At 67.2% G+C, this 15,432-nt stretch carries 12 protein-coding genes; 7 read left to right on the forward strand and 5 right to left on the reverse strand.

Annotated features, from left to right (window positions below):
• Positions 1 to 7: 7 nt before the first annotated feature.
• Entirely contained in the window at positions 8 to 679 is a 672-nt protein-coding gene (locus tag O9281_RS03555) for a hypothetical protein (RefSeq protein WP_298182825.1), read from the reverse strand.
• A gap of 159 nt (positions 680 to 838) precedes the next feature.
• Here O9281_RS03555 and O9281_RS03560 point away from each other — a divergent pair, with 159 nt between their 5' ends.
• The 5 genes from O9281_RS03560 to O9281_RS03580 all read left to right on the forward strand — a co-directional run bounded on the left by O9281_RS03560 (position 839) and on the right by O9281_RS03580 (position 6,476).
• Positions 839 to 1,594 carry a 3-hydroxybutyrate dehydrogenase gene (locus tag O9281_RS03560; RefSeq protein WP_298182828.1) on the forward strand — a complete coding sequence of 252 codons (756 nt, stop codon included), beginning with the start codon at positions 839 to 841 and terminating at the stop codon, positions 1,592 to 1,594.
• A 125-nt stretch (positions 1,595 to 1,719) separates the two neighbouring features.
• Positions 1,720 to 3,216 carry a M28 family peptidase gene (locus tag O9281_RS03565; protein WP_298182831.1) on the forward strand — a complete coding sequence of 499 codons (1,497 nt, stop codon included), beginning with the start codon at positions 1,720 to 1,722 and terminating at the stop codon, positions 3,214 to 3,216.
• Between the two features lie 75 nt (positions 3,217 to 3,291).
• Positions 3,292 to 4,746 (forward strand): IMP dehydrogenase, encoded by a 1,455-nt coding sequence (gene guaB, locus O9281_RS03570; RefSeq protein WP_298182834.1) that lies wholly within the window; start codon positions 3,292 to 3,294, stop codon positions 4,744 to 4,746.
• A gap of 7 nt (positions 4,747 to 4,753) precedes the next feature.
• Entirely contained in the window at positions 4,754 to 5,935 is a 1,182-nt protein-coding gene (locus O9281_RS03575; protein WP_298182837.1) for an RsmB/NOP family class I SAM-dependent RNA methyltransferase, read from the forward strand.
• 13 nt (positions 5,936 to 5,948) lie between these two features.
• The gene (locus tag O9281_RS03580) at positions 5,949 to 6,476 is read left to right on the forward strand and encodes a hypothetical protein (RefSeq protein ID WP_298182839.1); all 528 of its coding nucleotides are present in this window, start codon (positions 5,949 to 5,951) and stop codon (positions 6,474 to 6,476) included.
• 9 nt (positions 6,477 to 6,485) lie between these two features.
• On the opposite strand, the gene O9281_RS03585 is transcribed toward O9281_RS03580, so the two are convergent.
• Positions 6,486 to 7,268, reverse strand: a complete 783-nt coding sequence (locus O9281_RS03585; RefSeq protein WP_298182841.1) for a sulfite exporter TauE/SafE family protein — start codon at positions 7,266 to 7,268, stop codon at positions 6,486 to 6,488.
• A gap of 4 nt (positions 7,269 to 7,272) precedes the next feature.
• Positions 7,273 to 7,785, reverse strand: a complete 513-nt coding sequence (locus O9281_RS03590; RefSeq protein WP_298182844.1) for a rhodanese family protein — start codon at positions 7,783 to 7,785, stop codon at positions 7,273 to 7,275.
• A gap of 97 nt (positions 7,786 to 7,882) precedes the next feature.
• On the opposite strand from O9281_RS03590, the gene O9281_RS03595 reads away from it, so the two are divergent.
• Positions 7,883 to 8,764 (forward strand): MBL fold metallo-hydrolase, encoded by an 882-nt coding sequence (locus O9281_RS03595; protein ID WP_298182846.1) that lies wholly within the window; start codon positions 7,883 to 7,885, stop codon positions 8,762 to 8,764.
• On the opposite strand, the gene O9281_RS03600 is transcribed toward O9281_RS03595, so the two are convergent.
• Both O9281_RS03600 and purC read right to left on the reverse strand, forming a co-directional pair.
• On the reverse strand, positions 8,761 to 11,613 hold the full coding sequence (locus O9281_RS03600) for a pitrilysin family protein (RefSeq protein ID WP_298182850.1): 2,853 nt from the start codon (positions 11,611 to 11,613) through the stop codon (positions 8,761 to 8,763). The two genes, O9281_RS03595 and O9281_RS03600, sit on opposite strands and share 4 nt — an antisense overlap.
• 42 nt (positions 11,614 to 11,655) lie before the next feature.
• Positions 11,656 to 12,438 carry a phosphoribosylaminoimidazolesuccinocarboxamide synthase gene (gene purC, locus O9281_RS03605; protein ID WP_298182853.1) on the reverse strand — a complete coding sequence of 261 codons (783 nt, stop codon included), beginning with the start codon at positions 12,436 to 12,438 and terminating at the stop codon, positions 11,656 to 11,658.
• Positions 12,439 to 12,752: 314 nt separating this feature from the next.
• Between purC and O9281_RS03610 the strand changes: the two genes are divergently transcribed.
• On the forward strand, positions 12,753 to 15,401 hold the full coding sequence (locus O9281_RS03610; protein WP_298183900.1) for a TonB-dependent receptor: 2,649 nt from the start codon (positions 12,753 to 12,755) through the stop codon (positions 15,399 to 15,401).
• Positions 15,402 to 15,432 lie beyond the last annotated feature (31 nt).

A 15,432-nucleotide genomic window follows, 5' to 3' on the forward strand; every position in this document is an offset into this window, starting at 1 on the left:
GGGGAAGCTACTTCTTGCGCTTGCGGGTTGGCTGGACAACGGGCTGCGAGACGTAAGTGACACCCTTGGGGCTGGCAGTGGTCCCCGGCTTGGCGGGCGACTGGGCCGCGGCGGTTCGTGCTGGCGTGGCCTTGGGGTCGGCCACCGGGGCAGTCAGCGCCGCGATGTCGGCCGCACTGGCCGGGCTCGCCGGATAGCGGCAACCCCGCGCGCCGCCCACACCCTTCAGGAAGGACCGGCGGGCGATCCCGGCCTGGACAGCGGCTTGCAGCTTGCGCTGGGATTCGTTGGCCCCGCTGATCTCGCGGATCAGGCCGCGAAAGGGGATGAACGAACCGACCGCCGCCTGGGCGACACTGCCCGCGCTGGTGCGGCGCGCGGCATCCTGCGGCAGGTCGATATCGGGGCCGAGTACGGCATCCAGTTCGCCCACGGCGGCGGCAATATCGGTGCACCGCTTCAGCCTCGCCAGGTCATAGGGCCGCTCTTGCGCGGAAATCAGCAAGGGCGGGATCGCATCCTTCTTGAGGTTGAGGTCCGAAGCGGGCGTTGCCACCGCATCGCCCATGGTCGGGCTGCGCTCGGTAATCGGCTTTTCCGGTTCCTGGGGCTTGCTCTCCTGCGCGGCGAGCGGGGCGGGAAAAATCAGGGCCAGGGTCATCAGCAATGCAGGGCGCATCGTGTCGGTTCTCCATCAATCCCCTGCCTGAGCAAGTCAGCCTAGGCGTGTCCAGGATTGTCGGCAAGAGTCCGGGGCCGGCTCTCCTTCGCGCTGGACAGGTGCGCCTGCCCACCGCATGGAAACCAGGGCATAGTCATCAGGCAATCGGAGTCGAGCATGTTTCTGAAGGGCAAACGCGCGCTGGTAACGGGTTCCACCTCGGGCATTGGCCTCGCCATCGCCCGCGCCATGGCGGCCGAGGGCGCCGAAGTGGTGCTGTCGGGCTTTGGTTCGGACGAGGAAATTGCCGCGCTCTGCGCCGAACTGAATGCGCGCCACGTCGCCGCCGACCTGATGACCCCCGCCGGGGTCGAGGCGCTGATCGCCGGGGCGGGGGAGATCGATATCCTGGTCAACAATGCCGGGATGCAGCACGTGGCCCCGGTTGACGAATTCCCGGTCGACAAGTGGGACGCGATCGTCGCGCTCAACCTTTCGGCCGTGTTCCATGCCTGCCGCCTCGCCGTGCCGGGGATGAAGGCGCGCGGCTGGGGCCGGATCATCTCGACCGCATCGGCACACAGCCTGGTCGCCTCGCCTTTCAAAGCGCCCTATGTGGCGACTAAGCATGCCGTGGCCGGCTTCACCAAGTCGCTGGCGCTGGAACTGGCGACCAGCGGGATCACCGCCAACTGCATCAGCCCCGGCTATGTCTGGACCGCGCTGATCGAGAACCAGATTCCCGACACGATGAAGACCCGTGGGCTCAGCCGCGAGGCGGTGATCAACGACGTGCTGCTGGCCAAGCAGCCGACCAAGCGCTTCGTCCAGCCCGCGGAAGTGGCCGCGCTCGCGGTATTCCTCTGCCGACCGGAAGCCGGCAACATGACCGGCGGGAATTACTCCATGGATGGTGGCTGGACTGCCGAATAGGTAGACTTCCTAATCGCGGGTTCAGGTGGCGGGTGTAACTTTCCTGCCACCACCGCAACTTATCTGCACGGCGGTGATGCGAAGCCGCTTGTCGCGCGGTGGGCCTGATGTAGGACTACGGGGCGATGAAGCGTTTTTTGGGAGCGATGAACCGATTGGCGCTGGCCCTGCTGGCCGCGACGATGGCCGCAACGCTGGTTTCCGCCCCCGCCAATGCCCAGCGGCGCGACAAGGCGCTGGAAGCCGCCCTGCTGGCCCACGTAACCGAACTGGCCAGCGATGCCTACGAAGGCCGCGAACCTGGTACCGAGGGTGAGGCCAAGACCCTGCGTTACCTCGGCCGACAATGGTTCGATATCGGCCTCGAATCCGGCACCAACGATCCCGCCAATGCCTGGTTCGCGCCGGTCCGGCTGGTTGCGCGCGAACCGGCCAGCAGCAATGCCGCGTTCAGCCGCAAGGGGCGGCGACTGTTCGTGCCGCCCGGTTCGGTCGAGGTGTTCACTTCGGGCAAGCGCACCCTGCTGGAAAACGCGCCGGTCCTGTTCCTGGGGCGCGGGGTGGAGGATGCCGGCCGGGCCGAACTGGCCGGGCGGGTGGCACTGTTGCTGGATGACGGGCGCGACAATTCGGACCGCCAGAACGCTCTGCTGAAGGCGGGGGCGGCGGCGGTGATGACCGTGCTGGACGGGGAACGCACCCTGGAGCAGGTCAAGGCCCGGCGCGGCCGCTCGGGCTATGCTCTGGCGACCGAGGAACTGGGCGGCGATCTTGAAGCCTTCATCACGGCCGAGGGCCTTGACCGGGTGCTGGCCGACAGCGGCGTATCGCTGGCCAGCCTCACGGCCCTTGCGGCCGAACCAGGCTTTGCGCCGCGTCCCGTCGATCTGACGGTGACGCTGGAGGCCACCACGCGCGAGACGCGGATCAACACGCACAACGTGATCGCGCGCCTGCCGGGGCGCCGCCCCGAAGCGGGCGCCGTGCTGCTGCTGGCGCACTGGGACCACTTCGGCCGCTGTGCCGAGGATGCGGCGGAGAACCAGATCTGCAACGGCGCGATCGACAATGCCAGCGGCCTCGCCGCGCTGACCGAGATTGCCCGGCGGCTGGCGAACGGGCCGCAACTGGATCGCGATGTCTATTTCCTGGCGACAACCGCCGAGGAAATCGGTCTGCTCGGCGCCCACGCCTTTGCCGAAAACCCACCGCTGCCGCTTTCACAGATCGTCGCGGCCTTCAATATCGACAGCTTTGCCCTGGCCCCGCGCGGGACGCCGCTGGGCATCGTCGGGCGCGGCCTGACCCCGCTCGATGACGGGATTCTGGCCGTGGCCAAGACGCAGAAGCGCAAGGTCGTGCCGGGCGATGCCGCCAATGCCTATATCCAGCGGCAGGATGGCTGGGCCCTGCTGGGCCACGACGTGCCGACCGTGATGGTCTCGTCGAGCTGGTCCGACATCGCGCGGGTCGAGCGGTTCTTCGAAACCGATTACCATCGCCCGACCGACCAGGTGAAGCCCGGCCTCGACCTGTCGGGCACGGCCGAGGACGTGCTGTTCCACGTCGCCCTGGTCCGCCACTTTGCCGACCCGCGCAAGGTGCCGTCCCCCGCGAAATGAGGCACTAGCCCAATCGGGGGAGTGCGGTTACATGGGCCGCCACGAATCTTCCCAAACAGGCGCAAAGTGGCACTCATGGACATTCCCCTTGGCCTCACCTTCGACGACGTGCTGCTGCGTCCGGCCGAATCCGACATCCTGCCCTCGATGGCGGACACCAGCACACGGCTGACCGCGCAGATCGGGCTCAACATTCCGGTGATCTCGTCCGCAATGGACACCGTGACCGAGGCCGACATGGCGATCGTCATGGCCCAGCTGGGCGGGATCGGCGTGCTCCACCGCAACCTGACGATCGAGGAACAGGTCGCTGCCGTCCGCGCGGTGAAGCGCTTCGAAAGCGGCATGGTGGTCAACCCGATCACCATCGGCCCGGAAGCCACGCTGGGCGAAGCGCGCGCGCTGATGGAAGCCAACCGCATTTCCGGCATCCCGGTGGTCGAGGCCGGTGGCCGGCTGGTCGGCATCCTGACCAACCGCGATGTGCGCTTTGCCGACAATCCCATGCAGCCCGTGCGCGAGCTGATGACGCACGAGAACCTCGCCACTGTGCGCCCCGGCGTCAGCCAGGAAGAAGCCAAGCGCCTGCTGCACCAGCGCCGGATCGAAAAGCTGCTGGTGGTGGATGAAAACTTCCACTGCACCGGCCTGATCACGGTCAAGGACATGGAAAAGGCCGTGACCTATCCCGACGCGACCAAGGATGCCGCCGGGCGCCTGCGTGTTGCCGCCGCGACCACGGTGGGCGACAAGGGCTTCGAACGGACCGAGGCGCTGCTGGCCGCCGAATGCGACGTGGTGATCATCGATACCGCTCACGGCCACAACAAGGACGTGGCCCGCGCGGTGGAGCGGGTGAAGAAGCTGTCCAATTCGGCCCAGGTTATCGCCGGTAACGTGGCAACCTATGAAGCCACGCGGGCGCTGATCGATGCCGGGGCCGATGCGGTCAAGGTGGGGATCGGGCCGGGTTCGATCTGCACCACGCGCGTCGTGGCGGGCGTTGGCGTGCCGCAGCTAACTGCGATCATGGAAGCCGCGCGTGCCGCTGCCGACAGCAAGACGCCGATTATCGCTGATGGCGGCCTGCGGACTTCGGGCGATGCGGCCAAGGCGCTGGCTGCCGGGGCCTCAACCATCATGGTCGGCTCGATGCTGGCCGGGACCGAGGAAGCGCCGGGCGAGACCTTCCTCTACCAGGGCCGCGCCTACAAGTCGTATCGCGGCATGGGTTCGGTCGGCGCGATGGGCCGGGGTAGCGCGGACCGCTATTTCCAGGGCGACATCAAGGACCAGATGAAGCTGGTGCCCGAAGGGATCGAGGGCCAGGTGCCCTACAAGGGCCACGCCAAGGATGTCGTCCACCAGCTGGTCGGCGGGATCAAGGCGGCGATGGGCTATACCGGCTCGGCCACGATCGAGGACCTGCGGACCCGCGCCAATTTCGTGCGCATCACCAACGCGGGCCTCAAGGAAAGCCACGTCCACGACGTGACGATCACCCGCGAGGCGCCGAACTACAAGCTGTGACGCGGCCATGACCCCGGCCGCGCGGGTCCAGGCCGCGATCGAGATCCTCGACCTGGTGATCGCCGCCGCGCGGAGCAATGGCGCCCCGGCCGACCGGATCATTGCCGACTGGTTCCGCACCCGGCGCTTTGCCGGCAGCAAGGATCGCCGCGCCGTGCGCGAGCTGGCCTATGCCGCGATCCGCGCCTGCGGCCCGGTGCCGCCATCGGGCCGGGCGGCGCTGTTGCGGCTGGCGGAAAATGACCCCAATCTTGCCGCCCTGTTCGATGGGCAGGGCCATGGCCCCGCGCCGATCCGCGATGGCGAGCCGGTAGCGGTGGGTGGGGTAGCCCCGGCCTGGCTTGAGGCGGCGCTGGCCGAAAGCGGGATCGCGGGCGATGCCGCACTGGCCCTGCTTGACCGCGCGCCGCTGGACCTGAGGGTCAACACGCTCAAGGCCGACCGGGCGACGCTGGAGCTGCCCGAGACGGCCGTGCCGACAGTGGCCCCCACCGGCCTGCGGCTGCCGCATGGCACCAATGTCGAAAGCTGGGAAGCCTACCAATCCGGCCAGATCGAAGTGCAGGATACCGGCTCGCAACTGGCCTGCGCCGCGCTGGCCGCGCAGCCGGGCGAACTGGTGGTGGACCTCTGCGCCGGGGCGGGCGGCAAGACGCTGGCCCTGGCGGCCGAAATGGCCGACCGGGGGCGGCTGATCGCCTCGGATACCGACCGCGCGCGCCTCTCGCGGCTGGAACCACGCGCGGTCCGCGCCGGGGTGTCGATCATCGAAACCCGGCTGCTCGATACCGGGCGCGAAGGTGCGGCGCTGGCCGACCTGGCGGGCAGCGTGGATGCCGTGCTGGTCGATGCGCCGTGCTCGGGCACCGGCACCTGGCGCCGCAATCCCGAAGCGCGCTGGCGGCTGACGCCTGATCAGCTGGCGCGTTATGCCGCGATCCAGGCGCGCTTGCTGGACCTGGCGGCCACGCTGCTGCGCCCCGGCGGGCGGCTCGGCTTTGTCACCTGTTCGCTGCTCGATGCCGAAGGGGCGGGGCAGGCCGCAGCCTTCCTGGCCCGGCACCCCGGCTGGCAAGCCCTGCCGCTGGCGCTGGGGGCGGGTGAGCCGCGCGGGCCGGGGCTGCGGTTATCCCCGCATGGCGATGGCACCGATGGCTTTTTCATCGCCTGCTTCGCCAAGCCGTGTTAAGCCGGTCGACGCGATGCCTGACCTTCGGGAGCAATTGATGCGCTTTACCCCCGCTGCCCTCGCCATGTCGTTGCTGGCGACGGTAACGGCCAGCGTGGGCCAGTCTGCGCCCCCCAGTCCGCTCGATCCGCGCGCGGCGCTGCTGGTGGCGGAAGGGCGCAAGGCACTGGCGGCGGGCGATGCCAATGGCGCGATCGACGCCTATGAAGCCGCTTTCGCGCTGCAGCCCGGCCATATCGCGATCCTGCTCAACCTGGCCGAGGCGACCCGCAAGCAGGGCATGCAGGGCAAGGCGCTGCGCTATTACCGCGAGGCGCTGGAGCGTGAGCCGGACAATCTCTATGCCATCGCCGGGGAAGGGCAGGCGCTGGTCGAAAAGGGCGCGACCGAGCGGGCCCGCCGCAATCTGGCGAGGCTTGAGCAGCTGTGCGGCAAGAGCTGCGCCCCGGCGCGCGATCTGGCCGCCGCGATCCAGCAAGGTCCCGCCCGGCAAGTGGTGACGGCCGAGGCGGTCACGCCCAAGCCGGTGGTCAGCAACTAGGCTGTCGGTCTAGGCCAGGCCCCGGACGATCACGTAAACCCCGATCACGATCACCAGCGTGGCAAAGCCCAGTTCCATTGCGCGCTTGCGGTTGGCCAGCCGTTTGCCCAGCGGAATGCCGATCCCTGCGCCGATCAGCCCGCCGATCACCATCAGCCCGACCAGTCCCCAGTCGACATAGCCCGACAGGGCATAGGACGTGGCCGTGGTCAGCCCCAGGGCGGTGACCACCACCAGCGAAGTGCCGACCGCGATCCGCAGCGGCATCCGCGTGGCCATGACCAGCCCCGGCACGATCAGGAAGCCGCCGCCGATGCCGAAGAACCCGGCCAGCGCGCCCACGCCAAGCCCGGTCGGCACCAGGCGCGGCAGCAGGACCGAGGCGGTGCTGCGTTCCAGCCGCACGTCGGGATTGTCGGCGGTTCTGCGCGGGCGCAGCATCGAGAGGCCCACCAGCACCATCAGTCCGCCGAACAGGGCCAGCAGCCGCGCGCCGTCCATCGCCTTGCCCGCTTCGGCCCCCAGCGCCGCGCCGATTACCCCAGCCCCGGCAAAAGTCAGGGCACAGGGCCATTTGACATTGCCGTTGCGGGCGTGCCCGGCGAGGCTGCTGGCGGCGTTTAGCGCGACAGCAACCGCCGCCGTGCCGATCGCGGCGTGGGGCGAATCTACCCCGACCAGATAGACCAGCAGCGGTACGGCCAGGATCGATCCGCCCCCACCGACCAGGGCAAGGACCAGACCGATCGCCGCCCCGGCGGCTATCGCGGCAAGGGTGGTGGCCGGGTCCACCGGATCAGGCCGCCGCGCGCCGGTTCCACGGCATCACGGCCAGCAGTTTGGCCATACCGCACCAGCCGGTTGCCCCGGCGAAGGTCAGGCCCGCGCCGACGAAGGCGCTGAGCCCGATCCAGGCCGGAGCGACGGTCAGCGACAGGACGACCCCGGTCAGCACCAGCAGGCCGGCGGCGATCTGGACCTGGCGCATGATTTCCAGCGGCGCCTTGGCATCGTCGATCACCGGCAGGCCGGCTGCGCGCCAGGCTTCGATCCCGCCTTCCAGCAGATAGGCTTCGCACGGGCTGGCCGCGGCCAGGCGCGCCGCATTGGCATCGGTGCGCATGCCCGAGCGGCAGTGATAGATCACCGCCGGAACCTCTCCCAACTGGGGCTGGGTACCCACGGGCGCATTCAGCGCGCCGGGGATGCGGCTGCGAGCGTGTTCATCGGGATCGCGAATGTCGATCAGCGCCGCGCCGGCAGCGATCCGGGCGCGGGCTTCTTCAGGGGTGATACGGGTCAAGGTCATGATATGGTTCCATCAGTTGGAAAACCTTGGCGCTCCAAGATTAGTACTTGCTAAATAAGAAAGCGCTTATATATGTCAAGCCCAAAGGAGTCATACCATGACTGAGCCCGCGCATATCCAGGCTTTCTTTGATGAACCGACCTTCACCGTAACCTACCTGGTTGGCGATCCGGCCACCGGGGAGGCGGCCGTCATCGATCCGGTGCTCGATTTCGATTCGGCATCAGGTCGGGTTTCGACCGGCTCGGCCGAGGCCGTGCTCGCCGCCGCTGCGGCGGGCGGGTGGCGGATCACCCGCGTGCTGGAAACCCACGCCCATGCCGATCACTTGTCCGCCGCGCCGCTGATCAAGGCCCGCACCGGGGCGCGGGTGGGGATCGGCGCGCACATTGGCGAGGTCCAGCAAGTCTTCGCGGGTGTGTTCAATGCGCCGGACGTATCCGGCACCGGGGCCGAGTTCGATGACCTGTTCACGGATGGCCAGACCTTCAAGCTCGGCGAATTGACCGTCGAGGTGCTGCACACCCCGGGGCACACGGCGGCCTGCGTTGTTTACAAGGTGGGCGATGCCGTGTTCGTCGGCGATACGCTGTTCATGCCTGACTATGGCACGGCCCGGACTGACTTTCCCGGCGGCAATGCGGCCGAGCTCTATCAATCGATCCGCCGGATCCTCTCCCTGCCGCCCGAAACCCGGCTGTTCATGTGCCATGACTACAAGGCGCCGGGCCGTGACGAGTTCGCCTGGGAAACCACCGTGGCCGAGCAGCGATCGCGCAACATCCACATCCACGACGGGGTCGATGAAGCGGCCTTCGTCGCCATGCGTACCGAGCGCGACAAGGGCCTGGCCGCGCCGCGACTGCTGCTGCCCTCGGTTCAGGTCAACATCCGTGCCGGACACTTGCCCCCGGCCGAGGACAATGCGGTGCATTACCTCAAGCTGCCGCTCCGCCTGCCCGAAGGGTTTTCGGCCTAAGGCTCGACCCCTTCGGGCAGGACCAGCACTTCGAGGCCCTTGTCCGGATCAAGGTAACGCCGGGCGAGGGCCAGCAGGTCCTCGGCAGTCAGCGCGGTGATGATCGCGCGCGAAGCGGCATAGCGGTCTATCCCATCGGGCTTTGACTGCGCCCGGTCGGCCAGCCCCATCCAGCCGGCATTGGTCTTGAGCACGGCATCGAGGTTTTCGAGCATCGGCGCGCGGGCGCGCTGGACAATGTCGGCGCTGACCGGGGCCTTGCGCAGTTCCTCCAGCAAGCCCCGGATCGCCGCGCGGGTGGCGGCCACTTCCTTGACATCGACCGAGGCGCGCACCGTGAAGGTCCCCCAGCCGCGCCACACGCGCGGCGTGGAAGCGCCCACGCCAGGCGAATAGGTCTTGCCCAGCGCCTCGCGCAGGGTGTCGGTCAGCTCGACCTGGGCAACCCGCTGCAACAGTTCGAGCGCGATCGCCTCGCGCAGATCCTCGCCATCGCGGGTCGGCCAGTGCAGCGTCAGCAACGCCTGGTCCTTGGCGCCCTTGTGGCGCGGCAGGCGCGGGGTGCGATCGGCGGTGAAGCTGCGGTTTCGCTGTTCGGCATAGGGCCGGAAGGCGGCTTCGCGCGGCGGCAAGGCACCCAGCGTCCGCCCGACGAGGGCAATCGCCTTGGCCTCGTCGAAATCGCCCACCAGCGCCAGTTCGATTGCGCCCTTGGCCAGCCGGTCGGCGATCGCTTCGCGCAAGGCGGCAAAGCCGAGCTTGCGGTAATCTTCCACCTTGCCGAGCGCAAAGCGCGGATCCTGGTCGGACAGGATGCCGCCCAATTCCGCCCCCAGTGCCGAATCCGGCGTGGCGCCGATCGCGGCGAAGAAGTTGTTGATGGTCTGGCGGAACAGCACCTCGCCCTCGGGCCGATAGCCGGGATCGGCCAGCTGCGCCGCAAACACCTGCAATTGCAGCTCAAGGTCGGCCGGGGTGGTGGTTGCCCCGGCGGCAAAGGTCTCGGCCCCGGACCCCAGCCCGGTAGCAACCGTCCGTCCGGCCAGCAGGCTATCGAGCTCGTCCTTCGAATGCTTGCCCAGCCCCCCCTGGCCGAACACGCCCATCATCTGCACGGCCAGCGGATTGTCGCGCGTGGCCAGCATGTTGCCGCCATCGACCGACAGCCGCACCTGCACGCGGTCCTTGGTCAGGTCGGTGCGCTTGAGGTTCAGCATCACCCCATTGGCAAAGCGCACCTGGCGAATGCCGAAGCGCGGCTCGGTACTGTCGGCCACGACCTGCCCCGGCGGGCCGAAATCGGTATAGGCAAAGGCCCCCGCTGCTTTGGCCTGGGGCGGGGCGACTGTGGCCTTGACTGCCGCATCCCAGGCCGCGCGCAGGGCCTTGGCTCCGCCGTCCGGCTCGCGCCGGCCCTGGAACCGGATCAGCGGCTGGTCGAGCGGCACCAGTTCGCGCTTCAGCGCCGCCATGACTGCCTCGGGTGTGATCTGCGGGATGAAGGCTTCCAGCCGTTCCAGCGAGCGGGTCGGCTTATCGGGCACCACATCGTCGGTCACCAGCGCCAGCACCGCGCCCAGCAGGGTGCCGTGACTGCGGGTGCTTTCGCTTGCAGCAGCATTGCGCGCGGCGGTGCGGCTGTTGGCGACCTGTTCGGCGACCTCCTCGGCCGTGAAGCCATATTCCAGCGCGCGCCGGTATTCCTCGGTCGCGGCGGCAAGGCCGCGCTGCCAGCCGCCATCGACGGTATCGACGATCAGGTTGGTGGTGCGGCCTTCGCGGAACTGGTCGGCAGTGCCGAGCCCGGCGCCCCGGAAGGGCGGATCGGCCTCACGCGTGCGGCGCAGCAGGCGGCGGTTGACGATGCCATAGCCGATCTGCCGCAACAGGTTCTCGCGGCGCTGGGCCAGGCTGTCCGGCTCGTCCAGCCAGACGTCGTTGCGGGTCACCGAAATGCGTTCGGACAGCGCCTGGTCGATGAAAATGTCCTCGCGCGGCGGACCTTTCACTTCCATCGGCCCGGCCTTGGGCTGGGGTTCGGCCGGGGCCGGCCGCCAGTCGGCAAAGCGCGCCCTGATCGCCGCTTCCATCGCCTCGACCGGGAAGTCGCCGACCACGATCACCGTCGTCTGCGCCGGCACATATTCGCGCCGCCAGAAGGCGCGCAGGCTTTCGGCCGTGGCGGCCTTCAGCGTTTCCTCCGTCCCGATCGGCAGGCGCCGGGTATAGCGTGCGCCGGGGTGCTGGAATTCGATCTGGTCGACCACGTTGCGCAGGGCAAAGGTGTTGCGATCGCGCTTTTCGGACAGGATCACGCCGCGTTCGCGCTCAACCGCGGCCTCGCTGATGGTCAGTTCGCTCGCGGTCTCGCGCATCAGCATCAGCGCCGTATCCAGTAGTGCCGGATCGTTGCGCGGCAGGTCGAGCATGTAGGTCGTGCGATCGAACCCGGTCGAGGCATTGGTATCGGCACCGAAGGCCAGCCCCAGCCGTTCGAGCAGCTTCACCATCTCCCCTTCGGGCACATTGGTGCTGCCGTTGAAGGCCATGTGTTCGACGAAGTGGGCAAAGCCGCGCTCTTCATCGCTTTCATCGAGCGCGCCGGTCTTCACCACCATTCGCACCAGCGCCTGCCCCTTGGGCGTGGCATTGCTGCGCACGATATAGCGCATCCCGTTGTCGAGCTTGCCGAAACGATAGCCCTCGTCGACCGGCACGTCGCTCGCCTCGAACGCCCAGGTCGGCGGGGGCGGGGTCGTTGCGGTTACCGGACCGGGCTGGCGCCCGGCACAGGCGGCCAGGGCCAGGGTGGAAAGGGTCAGGGCGAACAGGGATTTGCGCGACAGCATCGGCCTCTAGGTGGCCGATTGCCTATCGCAGGGCAAGAGGCCCTATTTGCCCCGCAGCTTGCGGTGGGCTGACAGGTCGAACACCTCGCTCGGGCCGTTGTCGGTATCGAGCAGGCCGAGGCGGCGGGCGACTTCCTGGTAGGCTTCTTCCTCACCGCCGAGGTCGCGGCGGAAGCGGTCCTTGTCGAGCTTTTCGCCGGTGATCATGTCCCACAGGCGGCAGCCATCGGGGCTGATCTCGTCGGCCAGGATCACGCGGCTGTAATCGCCGTCCCAGATCCGGCCGAATTCCAGCTTGAAATCAACGAGGCGGATGTTGATCGCGGCGAACATCCCGCACATGAAATCGTTCACGCGGATCGCCATGCTGGAGATGTCCTGCATCTCCTCGTTGCTGGCCCAGCCGAAGCAGGCGATGTGCTCCTCCGCGATCATCGGATCGCCCAGCGCATCGTCCTTGTAATAGTATTCGATCAGGGTGTGGGGCAGCGGCTCGCCCTCGGGGATGCCGAGCCGCTTGGAGATCGAACCGGCGGCGACATTGCGCACCACCACTTCGATCGGGATGATCTCGACCTGCCGCACCAGCTGTTCGCGCATGTTCAGGCGCTTGATGAAGTGGGTGGGGATGCCGATGTGGTTCAGCCGCGTGAAGACATATTCGCTGATGCGGTTGTTGATCACGCCCTTGCCGTTGATCGTGCCCTTCTTCTGGGCGTTGAAGGCGGTGGCATCGTCCTTGAAGTACTGGATCAGCGTGCCGGGTTCGGGGCCTTCGTACAGGATCTTGGCCTTGCCTTCGTAGATCTGGCGGCGACGCGACATGGGCACTTCCTCGAACTCGATAATGACGGGCCGGAAACGGCAAGCCCCGGCATGGGCAAGTCATCACTGACCGCGCGGCCGGGGCGTGATCCATCGCTTAGGCCAAAACCGGGGTGAGTGCAATCAGCCACACTTCGTCGCTAAACGACATCGAGCATGTTGACTGATTGCCCCTCCTCTGGTTAGCGCGCGAATTGCTCAAGATCGCATCCCCCCTAACATGAAGCGACTGAGCACAAGGGAGTTTTGCCATGCGAAAGAATAATTTCCGCGCTGCATCGTCGATTGCCGCGCTGGCGCTTACCGCGCTGGCAATGCCGGCCTTCGCCCAGGATGCGGCCGAAGAAACCACCGACGAACCGGAGATCGTCGTTACCGCCCAGGGCCGTGCCCAGGCCCTGTCCGACGTGCCGGTCGCCATTTCGGCCGTCAACGCCGAAACCCTGCAGAACAGCGGCGCCAACGACATCCGCCAGCTGAACCAGGTGGCCCCGTCGCTGCTGGTCTCCTCGACCGGTTCGGAAGCTAACGGCTCGGCCCGTATCCGCGGGATCGGCACCGTGGGTGACAACCCCGGTCTCGAAAGCTCGGTTCCCGTCTTCATCGACGGCGTCTATCGCTCGCGTTCGGGCATCGGCCTCAACGAACTGGGCGAAATCGACCGGATCGAAGTGCAGCGCGGCCCGCAGGGTACGCTGGGTGGCCGCAACTCGTCGGCCGGCCTCATCTCGATCTATTCGAAGAAGCCCGAGTTCCAGTTCGGCGGCACCGCCGAAGCGACTTATGGCAACTTCAACTTCGTCCGCCTTGGCGGCAGCGTGACTGGTCCGATCTCGGATACGCTGGCGGCCCGGCTCGACGGGATCTACGTCAGCCGCGACGGTTTCTACCAGGACACCACCAACAAGACCGACGTCAACGATCGCAACCGCTTCTTCATTCGCGGCCAGCTGCTGTTCGAACCGAGCGACGACCTGTCGATCCGGATCATCGGCGACTACACCAAGCGCGATGAAAAGTGCTGCGCGGCGATCTATGTCGACCGTTCGGTCAGCCCCTTCATCGGTGATCTGAACAACCTCTCCAGCCCGCTGACCCCGCTCCAGGCCAACGGCAACAACATCATCAACGTGCTGCGTGACCTCGGCCAGCCGCTGGCCGGCTTCACGCCGGGCTACAACCGGGCGATCTATGTCAGCCCCGGCCGCAGTTTTGCCGGCAAGACCAAGGACTATGGCGTTTCGGCCGAAGTCAACTGGGACCTGGGCGGCGCCGAGCTGACCTCGATCACCGCCTATCGCGAGTATCGTTCGGGCCAGGGTTCGGACACCGACTACAGCGCGGTCGACATCCTCTATCGTGCGCCGAGCGACAACGCCTATCGCCAGTTCCACACCTTCACCCAGGAACTGCGCCTGCAGGGCGAAGCCTTTGACGGCAAGCTCGACTGGCTGGTCGGCGGCTTCTACGCCAACGAAAAGCTGACCGTGCGCGACAACCTGCGCTTCGGCAGCCAGTATGGCCGCTTTGCCACCTGCCGCCTGGTTTCGGGTGGTGGCCTGGCCGGGCTCTACTCGCCGACCTCGCCGGGCTGCCTTGCCGCCCGTTCGCCGACCCTGTTCGGTGCCGCTACACCTGCGATCTACGCGGCCTTCGACGCGCTCGACGGGCTCAACGATCGTGGTTCGATCAACGACCGCTACCGTCAGGATGGCACCAACTGGGCGCTGTTCACGCACAACATCGTGCACATCACCGATCGTCTCGATCTGACCCTGGGTCTGCGCTACACCAACGACAAGAAGGACTTCGGCGCGACCTTCACCAACGACAACACCGCCTGCACCACCGTGCAGGGCCTGGTCAGCCCGTTCCTGACCAACGCGTCGCTGGCAGCTGTGGCTGGTGGCCTGATCGGCCTGTCGTGCCAGGGCAACTCGACTGCCGAACTCAACAACGCCTCGATCAGCAGCGATCGTGGCGAGGATGAGTGGACCGGCACCGGCATCCTGTCCTACCGGCCGACTGACGACCTGATGGTCTATGCCAGCTACTCGCGCGGCTACAAGGCAGGCGGCTTCAACCTTGACCGTTCGGCGCTCAAGGCTCCGATCCCGACCTTCGCGTCGGTCGGCGGCGCCCAGGCGCTGGTCAACAACCTGAAGTTCGATGCCGAACTGGTGAACTCCTACGAAATCGGTGCGAAGTATGCGACCGGTCCGTTCAGCGCCAGCGTGACGCTGTTCCAGTCGGACTTCAGCAACTTCCAGCTCAACACCTTCAACGGCACGGTCTTCCTCGTGCAGACGGTGAACGGCTGCAAGTCGAGCCTGGGTGGTGCGGACCGCGATCTCAGCGCCACCACCGGGGCCTGCCCCGCCGGTGACGTGGGTTGGGGCGTGCGCGCCCAGGGCGTGGAACTCGAAGCCGCGCTGCGTCCGGCTGACGATTTCCGCGTCACTGCCGGCGTGACCTACTCGAAGACCAAGTACCGGAACGACATCGTCGGCAACAGCGCGGGTGCCCCGCTTGATCCGGCGCTGCGCTACCTGCCGGGCAAGAACCTGTCGAACGCCCCGGAATACGTGGTGACCGGCAGCATGGCCTATACCCCGGCCATCGGCGACAGCGGCATGACGGCGCTGTTCTATGTCGATGCCCGCCTGACCAGCGACTACAACACCGGCTCCGACCTGTTCCCGCAGAAGGGCCAGGATGGTTACGCCCTGGTCAATGCCCGCATCGGCGTGCGTGGTCCGGATGAGGCCTGGTCGCTGGAGTTCTGGGCACAGAACCTGTTCAACAAGGACTATGCCCAGGTGGCGTTCAACTCGCCGTTCCAGGCTGGTGGCGCCGGTGCTCCGTTCAACGATGCCGGCAACTTCCCGGGTGGCCGTCAGCTGTTCTCGCAGTTCCTGGCCGAACCCCGCACTTACGGGGTGACCCTGCGCGGCAAGTTCTAAGACCTGCCATTGGCAAACCAAGCGAACGCCC

The organism is Novosphingobium sp. (assembly GCF_027531025.1).
Lineage (GTDB): Bacteria > Pseudomonadota > Alphaproteobacteria > Sphingomonadales > Sphingomonadaceae > Novosphingobium.